This is a genomic window from Nonomuraea rubra (assembly GCF_014207985.1).
Lineage (GTDB): Bacteria > Actinomycetota > Actinomycetes > Streptosporangiales > Streptosporangiaceae > Nonomuraea > Nonomuraea rubra.
Genome location: NZ_JACHMI010000001.1, coordinates 2,187,832 through 2,213,960 on the forward strand (window position 1 = coordinate 2,187,832; position 26,129 = coordinate 2,213,960).

A 26,129-nucleotide genomic window follows, 5' to 3' on the forward strand; every position below is an offset into this window, starting at 1 on the left:
TTCTAAGTAATCGATTTCTCAGCGAGCATGCTTTCTGGAGGTCAACGACCGTGGCACGCATCGGAGTCCTGAGCATCTCGGACGGGCGAGACTTCGTCGCCCGCGATCTCGTGGACCACATCAACGCCGCCACCACCACCCTGGCGGAGGCGTTGCGGAAGGAGGGCCACGAGGTGATCGTGGCCCCGGAGATCGTGTGGACCAACGAGCTGGCCACCTCGCAGGCCCGCCGGCTCGCCGACCAGCGCCCCGACCTGACGATCTTCAACTACGCCGTCTGGGCCTTCCCGCACTTCACCATGCTGGCCGCCGAGTCCACCCCCGGCCCGCTGCTGCTCATGGCCAACATCGACCCCGCCCAGCCCGGCATGGTCGGCATGCTGGCCGGCGGCGGCGCGCTGGACCAGATCGGCCGCGTGCACGCCCGCGCCTGGGGCGACATCGAGGACGCCGACGTCAGGAGCCGGGTGCTGACCGAGGTCCGGGCCGCGCAGGCCGTCCGGGGGCTGCGCGGCTCGACGTTCGGCCGGATCGGCGGGCGCCCGATGGGCATGTACACGGCGGTCGCCAACGCCGACCAGTGGATGAAGACCTTCGGCGTGGACGTCGAGGAGATCGACCAGTGGGAGATCGTCCGCCGCAGCGAGCACGCCTCCCAGGCCCGCGTCACCGAGGCCCGCCAGTGGCTGGAGGCCAAGGGCAACGTGCACTACGACGGCAAGCAGCTGACGCCCGAGCTCTTCGAGCGCCAGATCCGTACGTACTACGCGATGCGCGAGCTCATCGACGAGTGGAACCTGGACTTCTCCGGCATCAAGGGGCAGCCGGAGCTGACCACCCACTTCTGCACGATGGACCTGGCCGAGGCGTTCCTCAACGACCCGTACGACTGGGAGGGCCCGAAGCAGACGCACGTCTGCGCGACCGAGGCCGACATGGACGGCGCGCTGACCATGCAGATACTCAAGCTGCTGAGCGGCGACCCGGTGCTGTTCGCCGACGTCCGGCACTACCACGCCGACAAGGACGTCTGGGACCTGGCCAACTCCGGCCAGCACGCCACCTGGTACGCCGCCCGCTCCGACGACCCGGCCGAGAACCTCGCCAGGACCCACTTCTACCCCGAGGTGTTCTTCTTCCCGGCCGGCGGCGCCAGCGTGCACCACCTGGCCGCGCCCGGCGCCGCCACGTTCGCCCGCCTGACCCGCCGCGACGGCACGTACCGCATGCACGTGATGCGCGGCGACTTCGAGCTGTACGACGACGCCACCAACGAGGCGATGGCCCGGCAGTCGACGTTCGAGTGGCCGCACGCGTTCACCAGGCTGCACGTGCCGGCGACGGAGTTCCTGAGCCGGTTCGGCTCCAACCACATCCACGCCGTGCCCGGTGACTACGTCACCGAGCTGGAGGCGGTCTGCAAGCAGCTCGGTGTCGAGTTCGAAGGGTTCGGGGATGTCGCGCGCTAGGTCAACGCTGCTCGCCGGGGTTCTCCTGGCCGCCTGCCTCACCACCCCGGCGCAGGCCGCCGCCGCCCCGGCCCCCGCCAAGGGCCCGGTGGGCTGGGACGTCTACCGCCGGCTCGACCGGCTGCCCGAGCTGCCGGTCGGCGTCCAGACCAAGCAGTTCTCCAGCTTCGACCGCACCGGCGACAACAACGACGGGTTCGAGGGCACCTACTCCTGCCTGCGCACCACCGCCGAGGGCTGCGTGATCGCCGAGCACACCGGCGCGGGCGAGCTGCAGGCCATCTGGTTCACCAGGGACGGCGGCGACGTCACCCGCACCGGCAGGATCACCATCGAGCTGGACGGCGTCAAGGTCGTCGAGGCGAGCCTCCAGGACGTGGTGAACGGCAGGCTCGGCGCGCCGTTCGTGTACCCGATGGTGGGCAACGCCGACCAGAGCTCCGGCGGCGTCTACATCCAGGTGCCGATGCCGTTCACGCGGTCGATGCGGGTCACCACCGAGCACAACCCGTACTTCCACCACGTCGGCTACCGCACCTTCGCCGACGCCGAGGGCGTGCGCACGTTCGACCCGGCCGATCCGGCCCAGGACGTCATCGACCGGCTCAAGGCGGGCGGCGACCCCAAGCCCGCGCTGCCGGGCGCGCGCACGCAGGACGCCAGGCTCTCGCTGGCCCCCGGCCGGTCGGTACGGCTGGCGAGCACGTCGGGCTCCGGCCTGCTGTCGCAGATCAGCCTCCGGCTGCCGCAGGCCGAGCAGGTCCTGCCGGAGACCCTGGCCGACGAGGGCCGGGCGTTCGGCGGGAACGGCTCCAGCGAGTTCACGGTCGCGATCGACCCGGCCAACGAGGGCGTCAGGCTCACCCGGCGGATCGACCCGGCCATCGGCCGCCAGGTCGCCAAGGTGCTGGTGGACGGCCAGGAGGCGGCCCAGTGGGCACCGAGCAGGCTCGGCGCCTCCGGCATGTGGGCCGAGGAGGTCGTGGACCTGCCGGCGAGCGCCACCAAGGGCAAGTCGAAGATCACGATCAGGAACGTGTTCGTCTCGTCCGACCTGGACTACAACGAGTTCACGTACTGGGTGGACAGCGCCGGGAAGCGCACCGACACCGTCGACGTCGGCGACCCGGCGAGCGAGGCCGCGCACGGGTACCGGATCGTCGCGCAGACGTGGCAGGGCGAGCGCACGTTCGCCTTCCCGCTGCCGGCGGACCAGCTCGCCAAGGTGCGGGCGACGCAGGAGATCCTTCAGGGACTGCGGCTGCGGATCAGCTTCGACGGCGAGCGCACGGTGGACTCGCCGGTCGGCGAGTTCTTCGGCAGCGGCCACGCGATGATGCCGGTCAAGTCCCTGATGTACGCCATCGACGCGGAGAGCCGGACGATGTCGGCCTGGTGGCCGATGCCGTACCGGACCGGGGCGACCGTGGAGCTCCACAACGACACCGGCCGCACGATCGAGGGCGAGGCGTCCGTCACGTCCGCCAAGCGCGCCATGCCGGCGAACGCCGGATACTTCCGGACACAGTCCCGCGCCGGCGGCACCACCCCCGGCCAGAGCTGGACGTTCCTGCGCGCCACCGGCCACGGCAAGTTCGTCGGCGTCAGCCACACCATGCGCGGCCCGACGAACCGCAACTACCTGGAAGGCGACGAGCGCGTCCACGTGGACGGCTCCCGCACCCCGCAGATCCACGGCACCGGCACCGAGGACTTCTACCAGGCCGGCTGGTACTTCAACCGGGAGACCTTCAACACCCCGTTCCACGGCAACCCCGCCCACCTGGCCCCGGCCACCGGCTGCCCCGCCGACGGCGACTGCACGGCCGCGTACCGGCTGATGGTCGGCGACGCCGTCCCGTTCGCCGAGTCGATCGCCTTCGACATCGAGCACGGCTGGACCAACGACGTCGAAGGCGTGTACGGCTCCACCGCCTACTGGTACGGCACGGACCGCCCCGCCACGCGGCGGACCGACACCCTGACCGTCGGCGACCCGGCCAGCGAGCGGGCGCACGGCTACACCGGCGGCGGCGAGCCCGCCACCCTGGACTCGGCGTTCGAGGGCGACTTCCGCAACACCCCGCCCTACCAGGCCGTCCACCGCGTCACCGCGGACCCGGTGAGCTTCACCCTGAAGCTCGACAGGCAGAACCGGGGCGCCGAGCTGCGCCGCATGGGTGACCAGAGCCTGGCCGGCCAGCACGCCGAGGTGACGGTCAACGGCCGACGCCTGGCCGACTGGGTCCAGCCGCTGGGCAACCAGAGCCGCAGGTGGCTGGAGGACGTCTACCAGATCCCGGCGGACGTCACCCGCGGCAGGAGCACGATCACGGTCCGGCTGGTCCCGAAGACCCCCTGGTCGGCGGCCTCGTACACGGCGTGGAGTCTCCGGTGACGACGGTTCTGGCGATGCGGGCCATCGGCAAGTCCTTCCCCGGCGTGCGGGCGCTCGACGGCGTCTCGCTCTCCGTCGGGGAGGGCGAGGTGGTGGCCCTGCTCGGCGAGAACGGCGCGGGCAAGTCCACGCTGATGAACATCCTCGCCGGCGTGTTCAAGGACTACGAGGGCGAGATCGAGATCGGCGGCGAGCCCGCCCGCATCCACTCGCCCAAGGACGCGCGCAGGCACGGCATCGCCATGATCCACCAGGAGCTCAACCTGGTGCCCGAGCTGTCCATCGCGGACAACATCTTCCTCGGCCGCGAGCGCGTCCTCCTCGACCGCAAGGACATGGAGACGCGGACCGCCGGGCTGCTGCGCGGCCTCGGGCTCGACCTGTCGCCGCGCACGCTCGTCAAGCAGTGCAAGATCGCCGAACGCCAGCTCATCGAGGTGGCCAAGGCGCTGTCGCAGAACGTCCGCGTCCTGGTCATGGACGAGCCCACCTCGGCGCTGGCCGACGCCGAGGTGCACCGGCTCTACCAGGTCATCCGTGACCTGACCGGGCGCGGCGTGGCCGTCATCTACATCTCGCACCGGCTGGAGGAGCTGGAGGAGATCGCCGACAGGGTGGTCGTCCTGCGCGACGGCCGGTACGTCGGCGAGCGCACCTCCGTCGACCGCGACGACCTCATCCAGCTCATGGTCGGCCGGCCGCTCGGCGAGCTGTTCCCGCGCAAGAACGGCGGCTCCGACGGCCCCGAGCTGCTCCGCGTCGAGCGCCTGTCGGTGCCCGGCGAGGCCGGCTCGGGCCGTACCGCGCTGCGCGAGGTGTCCCTGTCGGTGCGGTCGGGCGAGATCGTCGGCGTTGCCGGTCTGATGGGCGCCGGCCGCAGCGAGCTGCTGGAGACGATCTTCGGCGCGTACCGGCCGTCCGGGGGCGGGATGTCCCTGGACGGCCGGCCGTACCGGCCGCGCAGCCCCCGGCAGGCCATCGCCCGCGGCGTCGCGCTGGTGGCGGAGGACCGCAAGGGGCAGAGCCTCGTGCTCGGCAACACGATCGGCTTCAACGCCGGGCTGCCCTCGCTGAAGCGGTTCCTGCGGCTCGGGGTCATCGACCGCCGCCGCGAGAACGCCGCCGTCGAGCAGCAGGTACGGGAGCTGCGCGTCAAGGCCCCCGGCACCCGCTTCACCGTCGGGAACCTGTCCGGCGGCAACCAGCAGAAGGTCGTGCTGGCCAAGTGGCTGCTCACCGCGCCCTCGCTGATCCTCATGGACGAGCCCACCCGCGGCATCGACGTCGGCGCGAAGGCCGAGATCCACGCGCTGATGTCGGAGCTGGCCGCCGCGGGCAAGGCCGTGCTGGTGGCCTCGTCGGAGCTGCCCGAGCTGCTGGCCATGTGCGACCGGATCCTCGTGCTGTGCGAGGGCCGGATCACCGCCGAGTTCCCGCGCGGCCGGGCCACCCAGGAAGCCATCCTCGAAGCCGCCATGGCACGTCAACAGGTGACCACGACATGACACTCGACACCGCCCCGCCCGGCGGGCTGCGGCGCACGCTGTCCGCGCTCGGCGCTGCGCAGGCGTACATCGGCCTGGTGCTGGTCCTCGCCGTGGGGATCGCCACCAAGGGCGAGATGTTCCTCAACGAGACCAACCTCACCAACGCGATCGGCGCCTTCGCCTCGCGCGGCATCCTCGCCGTCGGCGTCACGCTGGTGATCCTGACCGGCGGCATCGACCTGTCCGTCGGCTCGCTGCTCGGCATCGCGTCCATGACGGCCGCGATGATGCTGTCCAAGCACTCCCTGGAGCCGTGGCAGATCGTGCCGATCTGCATGGTGGTGGGGGCGTTCTTCGGGTTCCTGAACGGCGCCGGCACCACCTGGCTGCGCATCCAGTCGTTCGTCATGACACTGGCCATGCTGTCGGTCGTCCGCGGCCTGGACCGGCAGGTGAGCGACAACGTCAGCGTGGGCACCCAGATCACCGGCCCGGACGGGCAGCTCACGCCGCAGGCGGAGGCGTTCCAGCTCTTCGGCACGCCCGGCCACAACCTGTTCGGCCGCGTCTACTACCCGGTGCTGGCCTTCATCGTGGTCTGCGTGGTCTTCCACCTGATCCTCACCAAGACCCGGTTCGGCCGGCACGTGTACGCGGTGGGCGGCAACCCCACCGCCGCCCGCCTGTCCGGCGTCAACGTCACGGCCGTCACGATCGCGGTCTTCACGCTGTCCGGCCTGCTCGCCGGGTTCGCCGGCCCGATCGACGCCGCCTACAGCGCCTCGGCCGACCCGCAGGCCGGGCAGTCGTACGAGCTGGACGCCATCGCCGCGGCCGTCATCGGCGGGGCCTCGCTGGCCGGCGGCAAGGGCACCATCGCCGGCACGTTCGTCGGAGCGCTCATCCTCACGCTCCTGGACAACGTGCTGGGGCTCAACGCGGTCAGTGACAACTGGCAGCTCGTGATCAAGGGGCTGATCGTCGTCGTGGCGGTCGTCCTGCAGCGTCCCGATCTCTTCACGTTCTTCCGAGGAGGGTCTCGATCATGAAGAAGACCATCGCCCTGGCGCTGTGCGCGCTGCTGGCCGCCGCGTGCGCGTCCAAGGCGCCCGCCCCCGCCACGTCGGCCGAGAGCGGCGGTGAGAAGAAGACGTTCGTCGTCGGCTACTCGCAGTCGAACAACGCCGAGCCGTACCGGGCGCAGCTCAACCTGCAGCTCCAGCACTTCATGAAGCAGTATCAGGACATCGAGCTGCTGCCGATCGCCGACGCCCGGCAGTCGAGCGCCACCCAGGTGTCGCAGGTGCAGAACTTCATCACCCAGAAGGTCGACGCGCTCATCGTCTCGCCCACCGAGCCGGCGCCGCTGACGGCGGCCGTGCAGCAGGCGTGCGACGCCAAGATCCCGGTGATCATCCTGGACCGTACCGTCAACACCGACTGCTACACCGCCTTCATCGGCGGCGACAACGTGCTCATCGGCCGCAAGGCCGGCGAGGAGGCGGTCAAGCTGCTGCCGGACGGCGGCAACATCGTCGAGCTGCGCGGCATCCTGTCCAACCAGCCGCAGATCGACCGCGACAAGGGCTTCCGCGAGGCCATCGCGGCCAACCCCAAGATCAAGATCATCGCGGACCGCGAGGCCAAGTGGCTCAAGGAGCAGGCCACGCCGATCATGCAGCAGTGGCTCGCCCAGCACCCCGACATCGACCTCGTGTACGGGCACAACGACCCGATGGCGCTGGGCGCGTACCTGGCGGCCAAGGCGGCGGGGAAGGCCGAGCAGATCAGGTTCCTCGGCATCGACGGCCTGGCCATCCCCGACGGCGGCATCCGCGCCGTGCAGCTCGGCCAGCTCTCGGCCACGTTCATCTATCCCACGGGCGCGAAGGAGGCCGCCGAGACCGTGAACAAGATCCTGCACGGTCAGCAGGTCGAGAAGGAGCAGGTGCTCGGCACCACGCAGGTCACCAAGGACAACGCCGCCGACCTGTACAAGCAGTTCGACCTGTCGGGGCAGAACTGATGTTCCTCGGCGTCGACATCGGGACGTCGAGCTCCAAGGGGGTGCTCGTCGCGCCCGACGGCACCGTGGTGGCCACGGCGGTACGCGAGCACCGTACCGCCACCCCGCGTCCCGGCTGGTTCGAGCACGACGCCGAGCAGGTGTGGTGGGCGGACTTCGCCTCGATCGCCGCGGAGCTGGCCCGCCCGGGCATCGCCGCGGCCGGGCTGAGCGGCATCGGCCCGTGCGTGCTGCTCTGCACCGCCGATGGTGCCCCGCTCCGCCCCGCCATCCTGTACGGCGTCGACACCCGCGCCACCGCCGAGATCGCCGCCCAGACCGCCCGCTACGGCGCGGAGGCGATCCTCGACCGGTGCGGCTCGCCGCTCACCTCCCAGGCCGCCGGCCCGAAGCTGGAGTGGCTGCGGGCGCACGAGCCGGAGGTGTGGGCGCGGACCCGGCGGATGTTCATGGCCCACTCGTGGCTCGTCCACCGCCTCACCGGCGCGTACGTGCTGGACCACCACTCGGCCAGCCAGTGCACGCCGCTGTACGACACGCGGGCCAACGCGTGGATCACCGACTGGGACCTCGTCCCCGAGCTGGAACGGCCCGAGCTGCTGTGGAGCGGCGACGTCGCCGGCACGATCACGCCGGAGGCGGCGGCCGCCACCGGGCTGCCCGCCGGGATCCCGGTGGTCGCGGGGACCATCGACGCGTGGGCGGAGGCGCTGAGCGTCGGCGTCACCTCGCCCGGCGACGTCATGCTCATGTACGGGACCACGATGTTCCTCGTCGAGGTGCTCGCCTCGCGGGCCGCCTCGCCGCGGCTGTGGGGGACCGTGGGGGTGGATCCGGAGACGTACAACCTGGCCGCCGGGATGGCCACGTCGGGGGCGATCACCGCGTGGCTGCGGGACCTGACCGGCGCCTCGTTCGAGGAGCTGACGGCCGAGGCGGCCGCCGCCGGTCGCGGGGCCGAGGGGCTGCTGATGCTGCCGTACTTCGCGGGCGAGCGCACGCCGCTGTTCGACCCCGACGCCCGGGGCACGATCGTCGGCCTCACCCTGCGACACGGCCGCGGCCACCTGTACCGGGCCGCGCTGGAGGCCACCGCCTTCGGGGTGCTGCACAACCTGGAGGCCGTGCGCGCGGCGGGCGGCTCGGCCAAGCGCCTGGTCGCGGTGGGCGGCGGCACCAGGGGCGGCCTGTGGACGCAGATCGTCTCCGACGTCCTCCAGCAACCGCAGGTGGTGCCGTCCCACACCGTCGGCGCCGCCTTCGGCGACGCCATGCTGGCCGCCCGATCGGCCGGGCTCTCCCCGGACGGCTGGAACCCTCCGGCCCACGTGGTGACCCCCGATCCGGAGGCCGCCGAGACCTACACCCGCCTGTACGGCCTCTACCGCGACCTCTACCGCTCGACGTCCCACATCTCCCATGCCCTGGCCTGACCGGCCCCGCCCGGCGGGCGGGTCAGGGGCGGGTGCTGCTCTGGCGCGGTCGCAGCTCGGCGGGCAGGACGACCGTGGCCGGCTTGGCGGCCGGGGTGGCGATGCGGTCGACCAGCAGGCGGGCCGCCATGCGGCCCAGCTCGTACGTCGGCTGCGCCACGGTCGTCAGGGACGGGCGGACCAGGTCGGCCCAGGGGATCTCGTCGAAGCCGACGAGGCCCATCTCGCCGGGCACGTCCACGCCCCGGTCGGCCAGGCAGCGCAGGGCGCCCACGGTCATGAGGTTGTTGGCCACGAACACCGCGTCCGGGCGTTCGGCGGCGGACAACAGCGCGGCCATGGCGTCGTAGCCGCCCTGCTCGCGGAAGTCCGTGCGGATGACCAGCGGTTCGGCGGGCAGGGCGGCGGTGTAGCCGGCGAGCCGGTGGTCGGCGGTGCTCACGCCCTCGGGGCCGGTGATGCACGCGATCCGCCGGTACCCGGCCGCGAGCAGGTGCTCGGTCGCCGTGCGCGCCCCCGCCTCGTTGTCGACGACGACGGTGTCCACCTCGCCCCGCGGCAGCTCGCGATCCACCGCCACGACCGGGACGGGCGAGTCGAGCAGCGACCTGGCGGCCTTCACGCTGCCCGACGAGGAGATGATCACTCCGGCCATCTGCTCGCTCAGCGCCGCGGCGACGTACGTCTCCTCCTTGTCCGGGTCCTCGTCGCTGTTGCACAGCACGACCGAGTAGCCGGCCTGCTGGGCGACGTCCTCGATCCCGCGCACCATGGAGGTGAAGAACGGGTTGCCGATGTCGGAGATGATCACCGCCCACAACGTCGTACGGCTGCGCCGCAGGTTCCTGGCCACCGCGTTGGGCCGGTAGCCGAGCTCGCGGACGGCGGTGAGCACCCGGGCGACCATGTCGGGGTCGACGGTGCGCTGGCCGTTGAGCACGCGGGAGACGGTGGCCGCGGATACACCGGCCGCGCGGGCGACATCGTAGATGGTGGGCATCGCACCAAGTTTCTACCATCGCGGGGGTCCAGGATCCCGCCGCGCCCGGCGTTCTCGCAGCGGAACGCGCAACTGAAGTCCCTACAAGGCGGGTCTTGACGGTTGTCAGGAGCCGATTGTACTTTTATCGAGAAATCGATTGCTCACAGCTCTTCTCCCTTCACCCCCGCCCTCGCCGCCCCTTGACTGCCACGCGCTCACGGGGCGTCCACGCCATGGAGAAGTCATGTATCCGACCCTTCGACGACGCCTGGGCGCGGGGCTGGCCGTCCTGCTGGCAGGAGCCACGCTGGCGGTGCCGCAGACCGCCGTCGCGGCCTCGCCGCCGCCCAGCACGTACTTCTCGACCGTGCAGCTCGACCCGGGCGCGACGGTCGGCGCCCCCGCTGCCGGCGACAACCGCAACCACGGCGACCTGTGGCCCAACTGCTGGTCCGACGACGACCACGTCTACACCGCCTACGGTGACGGCATCGGCTTCGCCGGCACCTTCAGCGACATCGGCGTCGCCCGCATCTCCGGCACGCCCGGCAACCTGACCGGCACCCAGCTCCCCATCGGCGACGACGTCGGCCAGGTGTGGACCGCCAACCACACCCGCAAGCCCACCGGCATGGCCTGCGTGGACGGCACCCTCTACCTGGCCGTCCAGGACCTCGCCTTCGACTTCGACGACGCCCCCGCCGCCACCGTCGCCAAGTCCACCGACCACGGCAGGACGTGGACGTGGGACAGGTCAGGGCCGATGTTCGGCAACGGCGTGTTCACCACGATCATGTTCCTGGACTACGGGAAGGCGTACGCCAACGCCCCCGACGGCTACGTCTACGCCTACGGCCTCGACCACAACTGGCGCGACTCCTTCGCCGACCGGGTGCCCGACCCCGTGGACGTCTGGCTCGCCCGGGTGCCCCGCGACCAGGTGCAGAACCGGTCCGCCTGGCAGTTCGCCAGCGGCTTCACCGCCTCGGGCACGCCGACCTGGTCGTCCGACATCGGCCGCCGCGTCGCCGTCCTGCACGACGACCGCCGCCTCTACCCGGACGTGTACACCGCCGGCCGGGTGGAGAACCTGAGCGTGATCAGCCAGGGCGGCGTCGTCTACAACAAGCCGCTCGACCGGTACATCTACACCTCCTGGACCGAGTACACCTTCGAGTTCTACGAGTCGCCCACCCCGTGGGGCCCGTGGAAGCACTTCGCGAGCAAGGACTTCGGCGGCTACCCGTGGACGCGCACCAAGCACGGCGGCTACGCCACCACGATCCCGTCGAAGTACATCAGCGCCGACGGCAAGTCCATGTGGCTGCAGTCGAACGTCTGCCCGTGCGGAGGCGGCTACCCCGAGGGCGAGCACTGGGCGTACACGTTCTCGCTGCGGAAGCTGCGCCTGGAGCCGCACGCCGCCACCACGCCGGGCAACCAGCCCGACGGCGGCGGGAACCTGGCCAGGGAGCCCGGCACCGTGCCCGTCGAGCGCGCCATGCACTTCGGCACGCCCGGCTTCTACCACGACGGCAACCGCTCGCACAGCGAGGACGACTGGAACGACGAGCGCAAGGGCGCGAGCTGGTGGGGCTACACCTGGCCGCGCGAGTACCTGATGAACAAGGTCACCTTCACCAGCGGGCAGATGTTCTCCGACGGCGGCTGGTTCGCCCGGGACCTGCGGGTGCAGGTGCGCAGGGACCACCAATGGGTGGACGTGAGCGGGCTCCGGATCACGCCGGACTACCCCTACGACCACACGGCGGGGCCGAACAAGACGTACGAGCTGGGCTTCGACCCGATCGACGGCGACGGCGTACGCGTCATCGGCGTGCCCGGCGGCACCCGCACGTTCACCTCGATCGGTGAGCTGGAGGTCTTCTACACGAGCACGCCGGGCAAGGTGTTCGGCGGCTCGCCCGCCGACTTCACCGGTGACGGCAAGGACGACGTCGTCACCTTCGCGCACGGCTCCAGCGCGGACGTGTACGCGGCCCCCTCCACCGGCACGGCGTTCGCCGCGGGCGCGAAATGGCATGACTTCTTCGGCCTGAACGGCGAGACCACCCTGTGAAAAAGATCATCGCCCTGGTGGTGAGCCTGCTCGCGGCGGCGGCCCTGGTCGTCGCCGCCCCGCACCCCGCCACCGCGGCCGGCTCCGTCAAGGGCCCCGTCGGCTGGGACGTGTTCCGCCGCCTCGACCGCCTCCCGTACCTCAGCCCCGGCACGCAGACCCGCCAGTTCTCCAGCTTCGACCGGACCGGCGGGAACCTCCACGACGGCTTCGACGGCCACTACTCCTGCCTGCGCACGACCGGCGCCGGCTGCGTCATCGCCGAGGACGGCGGCCCCGGCGAGATCTCCTCCATCTGGTTCACCAGGGACGGGGGCGACGTGTCGGCCACCGGCACGATCACCGTCGAGCTGGACGGCGTCACCGTCGTCAGCGCGCCCCTGCAGGCGCTGGTCAACGGCGACCTGGGCGCGCCGTTCGTGTACCCGCTGGTGGCCAACGCCGGCCAGACCTCCGGCGGCGTCTACGTCAAGGTGCCGATGCCGTACCGGGAGTCCATGCGGGTCACCGTCCAGAACAACCCGCTCTTCCACCACGTCACGTACCGGCACTTCCCGGACGCCGAGGGCGTCACGCGGTTCGACCCCCACGAGGACGCCTCCGACGTCGTCGCGCTGCTGCGCGCGTCCGGCACCCGCGACCCCGAGCCCGCGCGGCCGGGCGCCGTAACCGCCACCCGCGAGGTGACGCTGGCGGCCGGGCAGCAGGCCGAGACGGCCCGGCTCACCGGCTCGGGCGCGATCTCGGCGCTGCGCGTCCGCGTGCCGGACGCGCAGGCCACCGACGACACCCTCGCCGGGCTGCGGCTGCGCCTCTCCTTCGACGGCCGCACCACCGCCGACTCGCCGGTGGGCGAGTTCTTCGGGTCGGGGCTCGGCGAGCATCCGGCGCGGTCGCTGCTGTTCGCCATGGACACCGCGCCAGGCGGCTGGTACACGACCGCCGCCGGCGCCACCTGGCACTACCGGGTGGTGGCGGTGGACCCGTCCGGCCGCACCGCCGACGTCGGCCCGGCCGTCTCCGGCCGCGCCGGCACGCCCACCCGTACCGACCTCGACCGGGACGGCCGCGACGACGCGGTGACCTTCACCCGCGGCACCGCCGCCGACGTGTACGTGTCCCTGTCCGACGGCACGCGGTTCGTGCAGCAGTCGTGGAAGTGGCACGACCACTTCGCCGTCGGCGAGGAGATCCCGGCGGTCGGCGACTTCGACGGCGACGGCCGTGACGACCTCGCCACGTTCACCGGCGGGACCGCCGCCGACGTGTACGTGTCCCTGTCGGACGGTGGCGCGTTCGTCCAGCGCTCGTGGAAGTGGCACGACGGCTTCGCGGCCGGTGACCGGTTGCCCGGGGTCGGGGACGTCAACGGTGACGGCCGGGCCGACGCGATCGCCTTCACCCGTGGCGACGCGGCGGACGTCCACGTCGCCACGTCCGACGGCGGGCGCTTCCGGGCGGATGCCGTCAAGTGGCACGACTACTTCGCCGCCGGCACGGAATGGCCCCGGCCCAGCCAGCTCGTGCCATGAACACGGAGCCCGTCCCCGGAACCGCCGGGGGCGGGGAGCCGTGAGATGACCGTCCCGGTCCGGCGTTGATCACATGCGCGTATCAGCTGCGTTCCGGCCCTTGCCCCCGGTCCCGCCCGCCCCCGATGGTCTAGTCAGCGGGGGAAGGAGAGCGGGAATGCGGGCGCCGCTGGTCGTCAAGCGGGCCCTTGACGAGCCGTTGCTGCTCCTGGCCGCGCTCGGGTCGATCCTGCTGGCGACGACGACGCTGGTGGCGCTGACGATGTACGCCTCCTCCATCGCCGGCGCCGGGGTGCGCAGGGCGCTGGAGACGGCCTCGTACCGCCAGACGACCACCACGATCAGCGCCCAGGTCGACGCCAGGACCTTCCCCGCCTACGACCGGATGGTGCGCGACGAGCTCGCCGCCGCCTTCGGGGCGCCGCCGGGCGTCACCACCAGCCTGCGCTCGGACTCGTACGTCATGCCGGGCCAGGACGGCGAGGAGCTGCCCGAGCTGCTGCGGTTCGGCAGCCACGACGGGCTCGACCGGCACGCCCGGCTGGTCGAGGGCACGTGGCCGCGAACCGGCGGACAGGTCGTGGAGGCGGCGATCTCGGAGCGGGCGGCCGAGGCCACCGGGTTCGAGGCCGGCAGGGAGTTCGTGACGAAGGCGCGGCTCGACGGGAGCGCGGTCCGGGTCCGCGTCGTCGGCGTCTTCCGGCTCGACGACCCCGTGAGCGGGCGCTGGGCCGGTGAGGAGCTGCTGAGCAGGGGCGTGGAACGCGGCGAGTACACCACGTACGGGCCGCTGATGGTGACGCAGGAGACGTTCGCCGCGCGCTTCGCCACCGGCGTCAGGGCCGTCTGGGCGGCCGAGCCGGACCTCGGCGCGCTGACGCCCGAGCGGCTGGGCCCGCTGGCGCAGGCCGTCGGCCGGGTCGGCGAACGGCTGGCGGCGGCCGGCTGCGTGAACTGCCTGACCGCCGGCGAGCTGCCCGCACTCCTCACCCAGCTCGGCACGGCGTCCCTGGTGGCACGCTCCACCATGCTGATCCCGGTGCTGCAACTGCTGCTGCTGGCCGGATACGCGCTGATGCTCACCGCGCGGCTGCTGGCCGACCACCGGCGGATGGAGGTGGCGCTGCTGCGCTCGCGCGGCGCGGGCGCGGCCCGGCTGGCGGCGCTGGCGGGGAGCGAGGCGCTGCTGGTCGCGGTCCCGTGCGCGGTCGTGGCGCCGCTGCTCGGGCCGCCGCTGCTCGCGCTGGTCGGCCTGCTGCCCTGGATCAGGTCCTCGGGGGTGCGGCTGGCGCCGGTGGCGGACGCGGGGACGTACCTCGTCTCGTTCGGGGTGGCGCTGGCCGCGGCCGTGCTGCTGGCGCTGCCGGCCGTGGCGGGGGCGCGGCGTACGTACGTGGAGGAGCAGTCGGCGCGCGGGCGCGGCGGGCGGCGCGGCCTGATCCAGGGGGCGGGCGCGGATCTGGCGCTGCTGGCGGTGGCCGGGCTGGCGATCTGGCAGCTCCAGCGCTACGGCGGGCCCGTCACCGCGACGGCGGCGGGCGGGCTCGGCATCGACCCGCTGATCATCTCCGGCCCGGCCCTGGCGCTGCTCGCGGGCGGCCTGCTGGGGCTGCGGCTGGTGCCGCGCGTGTCGCGGCTGGCCGAGCGGCTGACCTCGCGCCGGCCCACGCTCGCGCCCGCGCTGGGCGCCTGGCAGGTCAGCAGGCGGCCGCTCAAGTACGCGGGCCCCGCGCTGCTGCTGACCCTGGCCGTCGCGATCGGCGTCATCTCCATGGCCACCACCTCCACCTGGCAGGACTCGCAGCGCGACCAGGCCGATCACCAGGCGGCGGCCGACCTGCGGCTGTCGGGCCCGTCCGAGGGGCCCGAGCTGGGGGCGCTCGGCCGGGGCACGGCGTTCACGGCGCTGCCCGGCGTCACCGCCGCCTCGCCCGCGTTCCGGGCGCCGACCGAGGTGGGCGGCCAGAGCGCGCTCCTGCTCGCCCTGGACGCGGGCCGGCTCCCCGAGCTGTTCCGCCTGCGCCGCGACCTGTCGGAGCTGACGGTCGCGCAGCTCTCCGCGGCGCTCCCCGGGGACCGGGCGGGCCGGCTGGAGCTGCCGGGACGGCCGCGCACCCTCACCGTGCGGGCCGAGTCCCGCGCCGCCGCGCCGGCCAGGCTGGTGCTGTCCGACGCGCTGGGCGTGTGGCGCGACCTGCCGCTCGGCGAGCTGCGGCTGGGCGGCAACCGGATCGAGCTCGACCTGACCCCGCTGGCCGGGCGCGCGGGCACGATCGCCTATCCGCTGTCGGTACGGGGTCTCGTGGCGGGCGACGAGTCCGGCCTGAGGCTGACCGGGCTGAGCGTGGACGGCCGGGACGTGCCGGGCGCGGATGGCCAGGACGGGGATGGCCGGGATGTGCCGGTGACCGGGGCCGTCGCGCTGCCGCACGGGGTGGTCGGCTTCGGGCCGGCGCGGGAGCCCCGGTCGTTGCCCGTGGTCCTCACCTCCGGCCTGGCCGCCACGCTCAAGCTGAACCCCGGGCAGGAAGGCTCCGTCCGCTTCGCCGGCCGGGTCGTCCGGATCGAGGTGGTGGGCCTCGTGGCGAGCATGCCCACGAGCGCCCCTGACCAGCAGGGCGTGCTCGCCGACTGGGAGACGCTGCAGGCGTACGAGCTGGCCGCGGCGCAGCCGTCCCGGGCCGCCACCGAATGGTGGCTCGCCACCACCGGCTCAGCGGCCGCGCGGGAGATCCTGAGAAGCAACCCCCAATGGGACGTGACCGCGGTGGACCGGCGCGAGCTGGCGGCCACGCTGCGCGACGACCCGCTGGCCGGGGCGCTGCAGGGCGGGCTGACCCTGGGGTTCGCCGCGGCGCTGGGGTTCGCGGTGCTCGGGTTCCTGGTGAACGCCGTGGTCGCGGCGCGGGAACGGCGGGCCGAGTTCGCCGTGCTGCGGGCGCTGGGCGCGGGCTCCCGTCAGCTGTTCGGGATGCTGGCCACGGAGCAGGCGTTCGTCATCGGGCTGTCGCTCGCGGCCGGCACCGGGCTCGCCGTGGTCGTCGGGAACCTGGTGGTCCCGCGGATCGTGCTGACCGGGCAGGCGTCGGCGGTCACGCCAGGCGTGCTGTTCCACGTCCCGTGGGCGTCCGTGGCCGCGATGCTGGCGCTGGTGACGCTGGTGCTGGTCGCGATCGTCGCCGGGCTGGCCCGGCGCATGTGGCGGGGGCGGACGTTGGAGGAGCGGTGAGGATCCCCCTGGGTGCCCGGACGCACGCGGGCACGTCGGCGCTGCTCGTCGTGCTGACGGTGGTCGCCTGCCTGCTCGTCGCCGGGCTGCCCAGGACGATGCAGGCGTCGTTCGACGAGGCGCTGCGCCGCTCGCTGTCCGGGGCGGAGGCGGTGCGGGCCGACCTGACCGTCGCCGGGGCTCCGGTCCTGCCCGCCGGTGAGCTGCACTCGCGCGCGCAGTTCGAGGGCGGCGACCTCCACTGGCGCCGGCTCCTCCCGGCGGCGCTGCGGCCCCTGATCGGGTCCGGCGGCCACATCAGCGCCAAGACCCACCGCACGCCCGTAAACGAGACGGGCGACATCCGCTCCTTCGTCAACCTCGGCTGGCTGTCCGACGCCGACCGGCGCGTGCAGTGGGTGCGGGGCCGCGCCCCCGGCGCGCCGTCCACCATGCGGTACGGGGGCCAAACGATCCCGGTCATCGAGGTGGGCGTGGTGGCGGAGGCCGTGACCCGGATGGGCCTGGACGTCGGCCGGACCAGGCTGCTCGGCGAGAGCGTGCACACGGCCGTGAAGATCGTCGGCGTCTTCGAGCCCAGGGACCCGGCCGATCGTGCCTGGAGCCACGACGCCGACCTCCTGCACGTCACCAGGGTCCTGCCGGCGGACGCGCCGGAGGAGCTGCACATCACCGCGCTGATGCCGGACGAAGGGCTGGGCGCGCTGGCCAACAAGGCCCGCACCCTGACCTACCACTGGGTGCTCCCGCTCGACGGGCGGGCCGCGAGCGCCCTGGACGTGCCGGCCGTCGAGGCCGCGGTCGCCGAGTTCCAGCGGCAGGTGGACGTCCAGGGGACCGGCGCCACCAGCTACCGCCTGGTCACCGGGCTGCCCCAGCTGCTCGCCGGCTTCCTGGCCGTGCTGTCCTCCGCGCAGACCGTCATGTACCTGGTGCTCGGCGGCCTGTTCGCGGTCGGGCTCGGCGTGATCGTGCTGGGCGTGCGGCTGCTGACCGACCGGATGGAGCGCACGCTCGCCCTGGCGCGGGCGCGCGGCGCCTCCCTGCGGCAGGTGGTGTCGGCCGGGGCCGCGCTGACCGCGCTCACGGTGGGGCCCGCCGCCCTCGCCGGATACGCCCTGTCGTTCCTGCTGCCGGGCCCCGTGCTGCCGGTCGTGCACCTCGGGCCGGCGGCCGTGGCCGTCGTCGCGGTGGGCTTCGCCGCGGCACGCCTGGTGCTCACGCATCGCGCGCCGTTGCGGGAGCACCGGGCGGACCTGGTCGCCGCCCGGCCGTCCGCGCGGCGGGTGACGGTGGAGGCGCTGGTCGTCGTGCTCGCGCTGGCCGGGGCGTACCTGCTGCGGGCCAGGGGGCCGTCCGGCACCGCGCAGCAGGATCCGTTCCTGCTGCTGATCCCGGTCGCGCTGACGGTCGCGGCGGCGCTGGTCACGTTGCGGTGCTATCCGTACCCGCTGCGGCTGCTCGTCCGGCTGGCCGCGCGGGGGCGGGCGGCCGTGCCGTTCCTGGGGCTGACCAGGGCGGCCAGGGAGCGGTCCGCCGGCGCGCTGCCGGTGCTGATCCTGCTGCCGGCGCTGAGCCTGTCGGTGTTCGCCGCGGTGGTCCACGACGGGATCAGCACGACGCAGCGGCTGGCGTCCTGGCAGAAGGTGGGCGCGCCGATCAAGCTGACGTCGGTCGGGAACCTCCCGGCCGCCGCCGTCGAGCGGGTACGCCGGGCGCCCGGGGTGGAGCAGGTGGCGCTCGCGCTGACCGGCCGGGTGCAGATCGGGGAAACCGGGGAGTGGCCGTACGCCGTCGCCGTGGACCTCGCGCAGTGGCGGCGGGTCAACGAGGGCGCGCCCATCAGCCTGCCCACGCTGTCCGGGAGCACGTCCGCGCTGCTCTCACCCGCGCTGGGCGGGCGGGGCGCCTTCGAGCTCAGGTGGCTGTCGCCGGTACGGCTGACCAGCCAGGGCGTGATCGACGCGGTGCCCGGGTTCTACTCCAGCGGGCAGTTCCTCCTGGTGCCGTGGGAGGTGCTGCCCTGGCCCGCGGCCAACGCCCTGCTGATCAAGGGTGACATCCCGCCCGCCGAGCTGGCGCGGCTGGTCCCGTCGGCCACCGTGGAGACGCAGGAGGCGGCGCTGGCGGCCATCCAGGCCGACCCGCTCACCGGGACGGTCCGCACGACGATGGTCGTGGTGACGGTGGCGCTGGGGGCGTACGCGCTGGTCGCGATCGTCCTGTCGCTGGTCGCAGGGGCGGCCGGGCGGGCGAGGTCGGTCGCGCTGCTGCGGACCCTCGGGCTGTCGGATCGGGAGGCCAGGCGGCTGACCCTGCTGGAGCTGCTGCCCGTCGTCCTCGTCACGGCGCCGGTGGGGGTGGCGCTGGGCATGGGGCTGCCGGCCGCGCTCGGGCCGGGGGTGGACATGTCCGCCTTCGCCGGTGGCCTGCCCGTCGCCGATCACACCCCCGGCCTGCTCAGGCCCGTGGCGCTGGCGGCCGGGCTGGGACTGTGCGCGGTGCTCGGGGCGTACGTGCACACGACCATGACCCGCCGCCGCAAGCTCGACGCGGCCCTCCGCGTGGGCGACCCCTGACCAGGAGTCGATCGGGCAGGGCGGCGGGTGTCCGGCCGGGATGCGGGGTTGCTGGGCCGCGAAGGTGGTCAACCGGCGGTGGGCGCCACGGCGGGGGCGCGCCGGGCGGAGAAGAGGAGGACGGCCGCCGCGGCGACGGCGACGAACGCGGCCAGCGTCGCGGCCACCGCGATGGTGCGGGCGTCCGGGTGGATGAGGGCCTGGCCGCGCTGGGCCTGCCAGAGCAGCAGGCCGGTGAGGCCCGCGTAGCCCGCGGCGGCGACGACCACGAGGCCGGTCCTGGCGCCGTCCAGAACGTGCCACGACAGGCGGCCCAGCACGATGGCGAGCAGCGGCAGCACCTGGAGGGCGTGGATGCCGACGAAGTGCGCGACGCGCAGGTCGCCCGCGCCGGTCTCCCAGCCCGTCAGCGGCATGCCGGAGCCGGGAACCCCGACGCTGTGCGCGCCGATGGTGGTCAGGTCGATCCCGGCGGCCAGGCTCAGCGCCTGGTCAGGGGTCGGGGCGGTCATCAGGTAGCCGACGGACATGCCTGCCAGCGAGATGCCGAAGCCCAGCGGGATCGCCCAGGCCATGGCCCGGTCCACGCGGCGCTGGAACATCAGGAGGACGCCCAGCACGAACGTCGACAGCCACCCGAGGTAGGCGGCGCCGCCCATGACCATGAACGCGGTCTCGTCCAGCCCGGGAGTGAGGTTGAAGTGGCTGCTCACCCCGCGGGCGGCCTGGAACGTGATGGCGGAGATCTCGGGGACGACGAAGCCCGCGACGATCACGGTGCCCAGCCACCACATCGTCCGCCGCCAGCGGTCCACCTGGCCGATCAGCCAGGCCAGCGTGACGGCGTACAGCGCGAAGGACACGGAGAACTTGAACGGCTTGAGCCAGACGGGCTCGCCCAGGACGGTCCGATCGTCCATGAGGAGTCCGATGCCGCTCACGAGTGCCAGTGCCAGCATCGCGGCCGTGCAGTGGAGCAGCGGCCGGTGTGCGGTCTTCAGTGTGTTCGTCATGGAACCCAGCCTGCTGACCTGCGGGTTCGTGGACCAGGGAGGGGATCATCGATCGGGGGTGATCAGCTCACTAATCGGACAAGAAGGCATTTATCGAGTCACGGGGCGGAGTCCGTCCAGCCGTGGAAAACGTTGATCACGTTCGAGGTGGCGCCGGCGATCCGGTACGGCTGCGCGAAGTCGATCGGCGCCGTCTTCAGCGGGGCGCGGGCGGCGAGCGCGACGGAGATCCGCGCTCCGGAGATCGCGGGCTTGGCCGCGGCCGTCACCTGGTCGTTCTCGTCGGGCAGGCCTGTCTTGCCGTTCCTGGCCGCCCACCGCAGGGTCCACGCGCCCTTGGCGCCGGTGAGCGACACGATGGCCGTCCTGCCGCCCTGCTCGATCGTGACGGTCCAGGTGCTGCGGCTGTTGCCCTCGGACGGGGCACTCGGAGGGATGGTTCCGGCGGTGGTGAACTCGGCGGTCGCCCCCTTCGGGCCGCCCCTGACGACGGCGCTCACGAGGTCCGCGTGCGGCGGCGCCTCGCCCGCGTTCGGGCCGCCCTTGGCGTCGCCCCGCTTGTCCTGGACGGAGGCGCTCTGCGAGCCCGGTGGCGGAGGCTGGGAGACGTCGCACTTCAGGTCCGCCCGCGTGGTCCGGCCCTGCTTGACCTCGGCCGTGGTCGTGCACGTCTCCTTGCCGATCAGGGTCTGGAGGCGGTAGCCGCCTTGAGGTAGGGCGAAGCGGAAACCGCTCTGGTCCGAACGTTTGCCCGTGACCCGCTTGTTCTTGCCGGTGAAGACCTCGACCAGGCCGGGCTGGTAGCCGTCGGTGGCCGATGGCCCGGGAGAGGCGCCGCCGACGTGGAGGATGCCGCCGACGATCAGGCCGGTTTTCGGGGTGGTGGGGCGGTCCTGAGGCTTCGCCGAGGTCTCCGGCTTTGGCGATTCATCCGGCTTCGCCGACTTGTCGGGTTTCGCGGAAGCGTCGTCCTCGGGCTGGGTGACGAGGTTCGGAGAAGGAGCGGCACTGGACGGTGTCTGGCCGATGCGTGCCTGGTTCGTCGTCGGGGTCAGTGAGCCGGGTTGCAGCAGGTTCCAGGCCAGAGCCGCGGCGATCGCCGCGGCGATCGTGCTCCCCGCCAGCACCGCCGCTCGCCGAGGGCGGCGCGCCTGCCGCGACTCGGTGACCTGGCCGCGGCTCCGGTCCTCGCCCGAGCCCGCGGCGGCCGGAGCGGGATCCGGTGGCGCGGCGCTCGCGTCCCGGGGCTCCGCGCCGCCCGTGGCCGGACGGGCTTCCGTCGCGCTGACGGCACTGCGCCCCGCGGCCGGACGGGCGATCGAACCGGGCTCCGCGTCCAGGTCGTGCACGAGCGCGCGGGCCCTCGCGGCCAGGGCGGCGGCGTCCGGCCATCGGCTCGCCGGATCCTTGGCCATGGCCCGCATGACGACCTCCGCGACACCGCCCGGGACGTCGCCGGGGAGCGGCGGGGGCGGGTCGTGCAGGTGCTGGAGCGCGATCGCGACCGCGTTGTCCCCTTCGAACGGCACGCGCCCGGCCAGGCACTCGTACGCGACCACGCCCAGCGCGTAGACGTCCATCGCCGGCGTGGGCGGGGAGCCCTCGGCCTGTTCGGGGGCGCAGTAGGTGGCGGTGCTCAGCACGATCCCGGAGGCCGTCAGCTTGTGCCCCTCCGCCGCCCTGGCGATGCCGAAATCGGTCAGCGCCACCGTCCCGTCGGGCCGGATGATGAGGTTGCCGGGCTTGACGTCCCGGTGCACGACCCCTGCCTCGTGCACCGCCTGGAGCGCTTCGGCGGCCTGCGCGACCAGGTCCATCGTCGCGCCCGGCGCGATCCGCCCCCGGCGGGCCAGCAGCAGGTGCAGCGGCTCGCCGTCGAGGAACTGCATGACCAGGTACGGTGTGCGCCCGCCGGCCGTCTCGGCGATCCCGAAGTCGAACACGCTCACCACGCCGCGATGGTCGATGGTGGCCATCGAGCGGGCCTCGGCACGGAACCGGGTCGCGAACTCGGGATCGTCGGCCAGCGCCGCCCGGATCGTCTTCACCGCGACGACCCGGGCGAGCAGCGTGTCCTGCGCGCGCCAGACTTCACCGTGCCCGCCGCTGCCGAGCCGTGACAGGAGGCGATACCGGCCGGCCAGCACCGTGTCTGGAGTAATCACGTCATAGAAGACGTTGCGGACATGTTCTTGGTTCGGTGGGCGGCAGGATCGGTCCCGGCGTCGCTACACTCTGCCTCGATCAGGTGGACGAAAGGTGGCCATGACCGGACCCTGCACGTTCTGCGGCATCATCGCCGGAGAGATCCCCGCGGAGATCGTCTACTCCGACGAGCACGCGGTCGCCTTCCTCGACATCTCGCAGGCGACTCACGGTCACACCCTGGTCGTCCCCCGCGAGCACTGCCGCGACCTGACCGACATCGGCCCGGACCGCGCGGGCCTGCTGATGCGGGGTGCCGTGCACACCGCCGCCCTGCTGCGGCGCGCGCTGGAGCCGGGCGGGATGAACATCTGGCACGCCACCGGCGCCACGGCCTGGCAGAGCGTGTTCCACTTCCACCTGCACCTGCTGCCCCGCTACGACCCCGAAGATCTCAGGCGGGCCTGGACGCACCGGGAGCTGCCGCTGTCGTCGCTGTCGCCACTGGCCGATCGGATCAGGACCGCCGCGGCTCACTGAGAGTTCCTGGTCAGGTACTGGACGGGTGCCAGGGCACCGCGCCCGATTGCTCGACGCTCCAGCCCAGCTTCCCGAAGGTGGCGAGGTCGCCGTGCAGGCGTGGCAGCGGCGGTTCGAGGTCGATCAGCTCGAAGACGGTGACGCCGCCGAAGCCGATGGAGCGCAGCGCGCTGGTCGAGGTCGTGCGGGCAGTACGCGCGGCCATGCCCGCCCGCGCGGCGCTCGGCGTCAAGCTCAACACGGCGGACTTCCAGCGCGGCGGCTTCCAGCAGGAGGACGCGCCCTTCCGTGCGACTGGCTCTCCGGACGTCCCGGCCCCGAGCCGCTGCCCGCCTCGCCGTCGTCCGACAAGGCCACGGTCTCCGCCGCGAAGCAGGCGGCGGTCCGCTGGATCCTGCGGCGGACCGCCGCCCGCGGAACCGCTCCCGAGACCACCGACCCCGACGCCGCGCTGCGCCTGGACGCGCGCCGCCGCGCCCTGCTCCTGCGGCGTTACCGGGGCTGGCTGGCCGGCGGGTAGCCAGCCCCACCCCGCACGACCTCGGACGGCACGGCGAGGCGCGGGAGCGGTGGGGTGCGCCCGGCCACCTCCGACCCGCACCTCGCCCCGTCGGCGGACCGGCGCGGTCCGGGAGCCGCGCCGAAGTACGGGCTCAGCAGCGGGCCCAGCGTGGCCGCCATCAGCCGGTCGCGCGGCTCGATGGCCCGCCGAGCACCGTCGAACGGCACCCCCAGCGTGCTGACCGCGCCCGTGGCCGCCGACCTGACGACGATCTTCAGCATGTCGTCGATGCCGTTGCGCCGCAGGAACTGGTCGGCGAAGTCCCGCTCCGGGCCGGTCGCCCGCAGGCGAAGCCGCCCGAGGGTCGCCACGCCGTGGCGCGTCAGGCAGGCGACCCCGTCGTGCGAGGCGAACGGATTGTTCCAGCGCCAGCGCTCGACGTACTCCTCCACGAAGTCCGGCCGGAACGTGGTGAGGTACTGCTCCTCGCCGTCGCCGCCCGCCGCCAGATACGCGGGATTCTCGGCCACGAACGCGTCGACCCACCCGAGGTGCACGGCCAGCGCCTCGGCCAGCACCGGATAGAGCGCCCCCTGCCGGGCCCCGGCCACCTGCTCCAGCACCTTGATGAGCTTCCGGTATTCCAGCTGTTCCACGGATCCGCCGATCGCACTCGTTCTCGCCCGCTCCAGGATTCCGCAACGGGGAGCCGGTCACCCATGACTTGACCAAGGAAGCCGCTGGAAAGCTTCATGCCGGGGACGCTCTCCGGCCGCCGATGACGGCAAATGCGGCAAAGACCTCGACGTGGGGCCGTCCCGGCGTGGGTCTAAGATCGTTGGGCCCCGTCCCGAGGAGGAGTCACCGCATGGATCGCCGACGTTTCCTGGCCCTGGCAGGCGCCACCGGCCTCGGTGCCGCGGCCGGACACGTCGCCCCCGCCCAGGCCGCGAGCTACCCCCACTACGACGCCGGCATCCCCGCCGAGGCGCACACCAAGCTGGGCGAGCTGGCCGCGTACGGTGTCACGGCGCTCGCCTTCACCCCGTCCGGCGGCTGGGTCGTCGTCACCCAGGACGGCCGGTACTTCGCCCGCGGCATCCCCGACGCCTGCTTCACCGAGCTCGGCAAGCTCAGCGCCGCCGGCAGGAAGATCCACTGCGTGGCCTTCCCGCCGGAGGGCGGCGACCGGTGGGTGATCACCACCGACCGCGGGGTGACGGCCCGCGGCATCCCCGAGGCCTGCCGGCAGCGCGCCGAGTCCTTCTACCAGGCCGGGCAGCAGGTCGTGGACGTCGCCTTCCCGCCGGCCGGCGGCGACCGCTGGGTGGTGACCGCCTCCGCCGGGTTCCACGCCAAGGGGGTGGACGACGAGTGTTACCAGATGATGCGCAACCTCACGCAGGGCGGGCGCCGCATCACCCGCGTCGCCTTCCCGCGCGCCGGCGGCTGGACGGTCGTCGCCCAGGACGAGTTCCACGCCCGCGGCATCCCCGGCGCCTGCTTCGATCGCATGAACACCCTGGCGGGCGGCGGCTGGCAGGTGCACAGCGTGGCCTTCTCTCCGTCCGGCGGCTGGGCGCTGGCCTCGCGCGGCAAGGCTCCGGCGCTGCCCGCCGACAAGGTGCGCCAGGTCGAGAACGCGGTCGGCGGCTCGACGATCTGGCAGCGGATGAACGCGTACCGGACGCCCGGGGTCGCGGTCGCGGTGGTCATCGGCAACAAGATCGCCTGGTCGACCGGGTACGGGTGGCTGGAGGCCGGCGGCGCCGCGGCGGCCCATCCCGAGACGGCGTTCCAGGCCGCCTCGATCAGCAAGGCCGTCACCGCGGTCGGCGTCCTGCGCCTGCTGCAGACCCGCGAGATCGCGCTCGGCGCCGACATCCGTCCCTACCTCGGCTGGAACCTGCCCCGCCGTTCCTGCGTGACGTCCACGGCGGTGCCCACGATCGACCGGATGCTGACCCACCGCGCCGGCGTGATCGGCCGCGGCTCGACCACCCCGGCGAGCGCCTGCACCGGGTTCGACGCGGGCGGCGGCGGCTTCCCCGGCTACGGCCCCGACGCCACCGTGCCCACGCTGCTGGAGATCATGAACGGCGCGGGCAACACCCCGAAGATCGAGCTGACCACCGCGCCGGGCGCCGAGTACCACTACTCGGGAGCCGGGTTCGTGCTGCTGCAGCGGATGGTGGAGCAGCAGACCGGGATGACGCTGGCCCAGTACATGCAGCAGGAGGTGTTCGCGCCGCTCGGCATGACCACCAGCTCCTACGCCCTCACCCCCGGCTTCGAGCCGGCCGCCGGCCACACCACCACCGGCGCGGTGATCCCCGGCAGGCGCAACCGCTACCCCGAGTCGGCCGCCGCCGGCCTCTACACCAACGTGCTGGACCTGTGCCGCCTGGTGTCCTACCTCAACCGGGCCTACACCGCCTCCGGCGACCTCGCCGGCCCGCTCACCAGAGCCTCGGTCCGTACGCTGCTCAGCCAGGGGCCCCAGCCCGGCATGGGCCGCGGCCTGTTCCTCTCCGGAGCGGGCACCGACGGCTTCTCCTACAGCCACGACGGCTCCAACTACGGCTTCAAGTCGGTGTTCACCGGCTACCCGAAGCTCGGTGCGGGCTTCGCCGTCCTGGCCAACGGCAGCAGCACCAGCCTGGTCACCGAGATCGCCGCCGCCGTCAGGAAGGTGTATGGCTGGCCCTGATCCG

General features: G+C 73.0%; 17 protein-coding genes. 12 read left to right on the forward strand and 5 right to left on the reverse strand.

Annotated elements, in window-relative coordinates; translation table 11 throughout:
- The first annotated feature begins 50 nt into the window (after positions 1-50).
- Genes HD593_RS64270 through HD593_RS10055 form a run of 6 tightly spaced genes read left to right on the forward strand, consistent with a single transcriptional unit; the run spans position 51 to position 8,813 of the window.
- Positions 51-1,469, forward strand: a complete 1,419-nt coding sequence (locus HD593_RS64270) for an L-fucose/L-arabinose isomerase family protein (protein WP_185101906.1) — start codon at positions 51-53, stop codon at positions 1,467-1,469.
- The gene (locus tag HD593_RS10035) at positions 1,456-3,867 is read left to right on the forward strand and encodes a glycoside hydrolase family 172 protein (RefSeq protein ID WP_185101907.1); all 2,412 of its coding nucleotides are present in this window, start codon (positions 1,456-1,458) and stop codon (positions 3,865-3,867) included. The genes HD593_RS64270 and HD593_RS10035 overlap by 14 nt, the downstream gene beginning before the upstream one ends.
- Positions 3,864-5,372, forward strand: a complete 1,509-nt coding sequence (locus HD593_RS10040) for a sugar ABC transporter ATP-binding protein (RefSeq protein WP_221524699.1) — start codon at positions 3,864-3,866, stop codon at positions 5,370-5,372. Before HD593_RS10035 ends, HD593_RS10040 begins: the two co-directional genes overlap by 4 nt.
- Positions 5,369-6,403: an ABC transporter permease gene (locus HD593_RS10045; RefSeq protein ID WP_185101908.1), complete on the forward strand. Its 1,035-nt coding sequence runs from the start codon at positions 5,369-5,371 to the stop codon at positions 6,401-6,403. The genes HD593_RS10040 and HD593_RS10045 overlap by 4 nt, the downstream gene beginning before the upstream one ends.
- Positions 6,400-7,380, forward strand: coding sequence for a substrate-binding domain-containing protein (locus HD593_RS10050; RefSeq protein ID WP_185101909.1), 981 nt, complete (start codon positions 6,400-6,402; stop codon positions 7,378-7,380). Before HD593_RS10045 ends, HD593_RS10050 begins: the two co-directional genes overlap by 4 nt.
- On the forward strand, positions 7,380-8,813 hold the full coding sequence (locus HD593_RS10055) for an FGGY-family carbohydrate kinase (RefSeq protein ID WP_185101910.1): 1,434 nt from the start codon (positions 7,380-7,382) through the stop codon (positions 8,811-8,813). Before HD593_RS10050 ends, HD593_RS10055 begins: the two co-directional genes overlap by 1 nt.
- 22 nt (positions 8,814-8,835) lie before the next feature.
- On the opposite strand, the gene HD593_RS10060 is transcribed toward HD593_RS10055, so the two are convergent.
- Entirely contained in the window at positions 8,836-9,813 is a 978-nt protein-coding gene (locus HD593_RS10060) for a LacI family DNA-binding transcriptional regulator (protein WP_185101911.1), read from the reverse strand.
- Positions 9,814-10,039: 226 nt separating this feature from the next.
- Between HD593_RS10060 and HD593_RS10065 the strand changes: the two genes are divergently transcribed.
- The 4 genes from HD593_RS10065 (at position 10,040) to HD593_RS10080 (ending at position 19,215) form a co-directional block, all read left to right on the forward strand.
- Positions 10,040-11,875 carry a DUF4185 domain-containing protein gene (locus HD593_RS10065; protein ID WP_221524700.1) on the forward strand — a complete coding sequence of 612 codons (1,836 nt, stop codon included), beginning with the start codon at positions 10,040-10,042 and terminating at the stop codon, positions 11,873-11,875.
- Positions 11,872-13,407: a DUF2961 domain-containing protein gene (locus HD593_RS10070; RefSeq protein WP_185101912.1), complete on the forward strand. Its 1,536-nt coding sequence runs from the start codon at positions 11,872-11,874 to the stop codon at positions 13,405-13,407. Before HD593_RS10065 ends, HD593_RS10070 begins: the two co-directional genes overlap by 4 nt.
- 157 nt (positions 13,408-13,564) lie before the next feature.
- Positions 13,565-16,636: an ABC transporter permease gene (locus tag HD593_RS10075; protein ID WP_185101913.1), complete on the forward strand. Its 3,072-nt coding sequence runs from the start codon at positions 13,565-13,567 to the stop codon at positions 16,634-16,636.
- Positions 16,633-19,215 (forward strand): FtsX-like permease family protein, encoded by a 2,583-nt coding sequence (locus tag HD593_RS10080; RefSeq protein WP_185101914.1) that lies wholly within the window; start codon positions 16,633-16,635, stop codon positions 19,213-19,215. Before HD593_RS10075 ends, HD593_RS10080 begins: the two co-directional genes overlap by 4 nt.
- A gap of 68 nt (positions 19,216-19,283) precedes the next feature.
- Here the strand turns inward: HD593_RS10080 and HD593_RS10085 are convergent, their stop codons facing one another.
- A complete protein-coding gene (locus HD593_RS10085; protein WP_185101915.1) occupies positions 19,284-20,228 on the reverse strand; it encodes a hypothetical protein in 945 nt (314 codons plus the stop codon).
- A 98-nt stretch (positions 20,229-20,326) separates the two neighbouring features.
- Positions 20,327-22,393 carry a serine/threonine-protein kinase gene (locus HD593_RS60260; protein ID WP_312903416.1) on the reverse strand — a complete coding sequence of 689 codons (2,067 nt, stop codon included), beginning with the start codon at positions 22,391-22,393 and terminating at the stop codon, positions 20,327-20,329.
- Positions 22,394-22,493: 100 nt separating this feature from the next.
- Between HD593_RS60260 and HD593_RS10095 the strand changes: the two genes are divergently transcribed.
- Positions 22,494-22,913 (forward strand): HIT family protein, encoded by a 420-nt coding sequence (locus tag HD593_RS10095; RefSeq protein ID WP_185101916.1) that lies wholly within the window; start codon positions 22,494-22,496, stop codon positions 22,911-22,913.
- A gap of 10 nt (positions 22,914-22,923) precedes the next feature.
- On the opposite strand, the gene HD593_RS10100 is transcribed toward HD593_RS10095, so the two are convergent.
- Both HD593_RS10100 and HD593_RS10105 read right to left on the reverse strand, forming a co-directional pair.
- Positions 22,924-23,154, reverse strand: a complete 231-nt coding sequence (locus HD593_RS10100) for a hypothetical protein (RefSeq protein ID WP_185101917.1) — start codon at positions 23,152-23,154, stop codon at positions 22,924-22,926.
- A gap of 251 nt (positions 23,155-23,405) precedes the next feature.
- On the reverse strand, positions 23,406-24,071 hold the full coding sequence (locus HD593_RS10105; RefSeq protein WP_185101918.1) for a hypothetical protein: 666 nt from the start codon (positions 24,069-24,071) through the stop codon (positions 23,406-23,408).
- A gap of 212 nt (positions 24,072-24,283) precedes the next feature.
- On the opposite strand from HD593_RS10105, the gene HD593_RS10110 reads away from it, so the two are divergent.
- Complete coding sequence (locus HD593_RS10110) at positions 24,284-26,125, forward strand: serine hydrolase domain-containing protein (RefSeq protein WP_185101919.1); 1,842 nt, start codon at positions 24,284-24,286, stop codon at positions 26,123-26,125.
- Positions 26,126-26,129 lie beyond the last annotated feature (4 nt).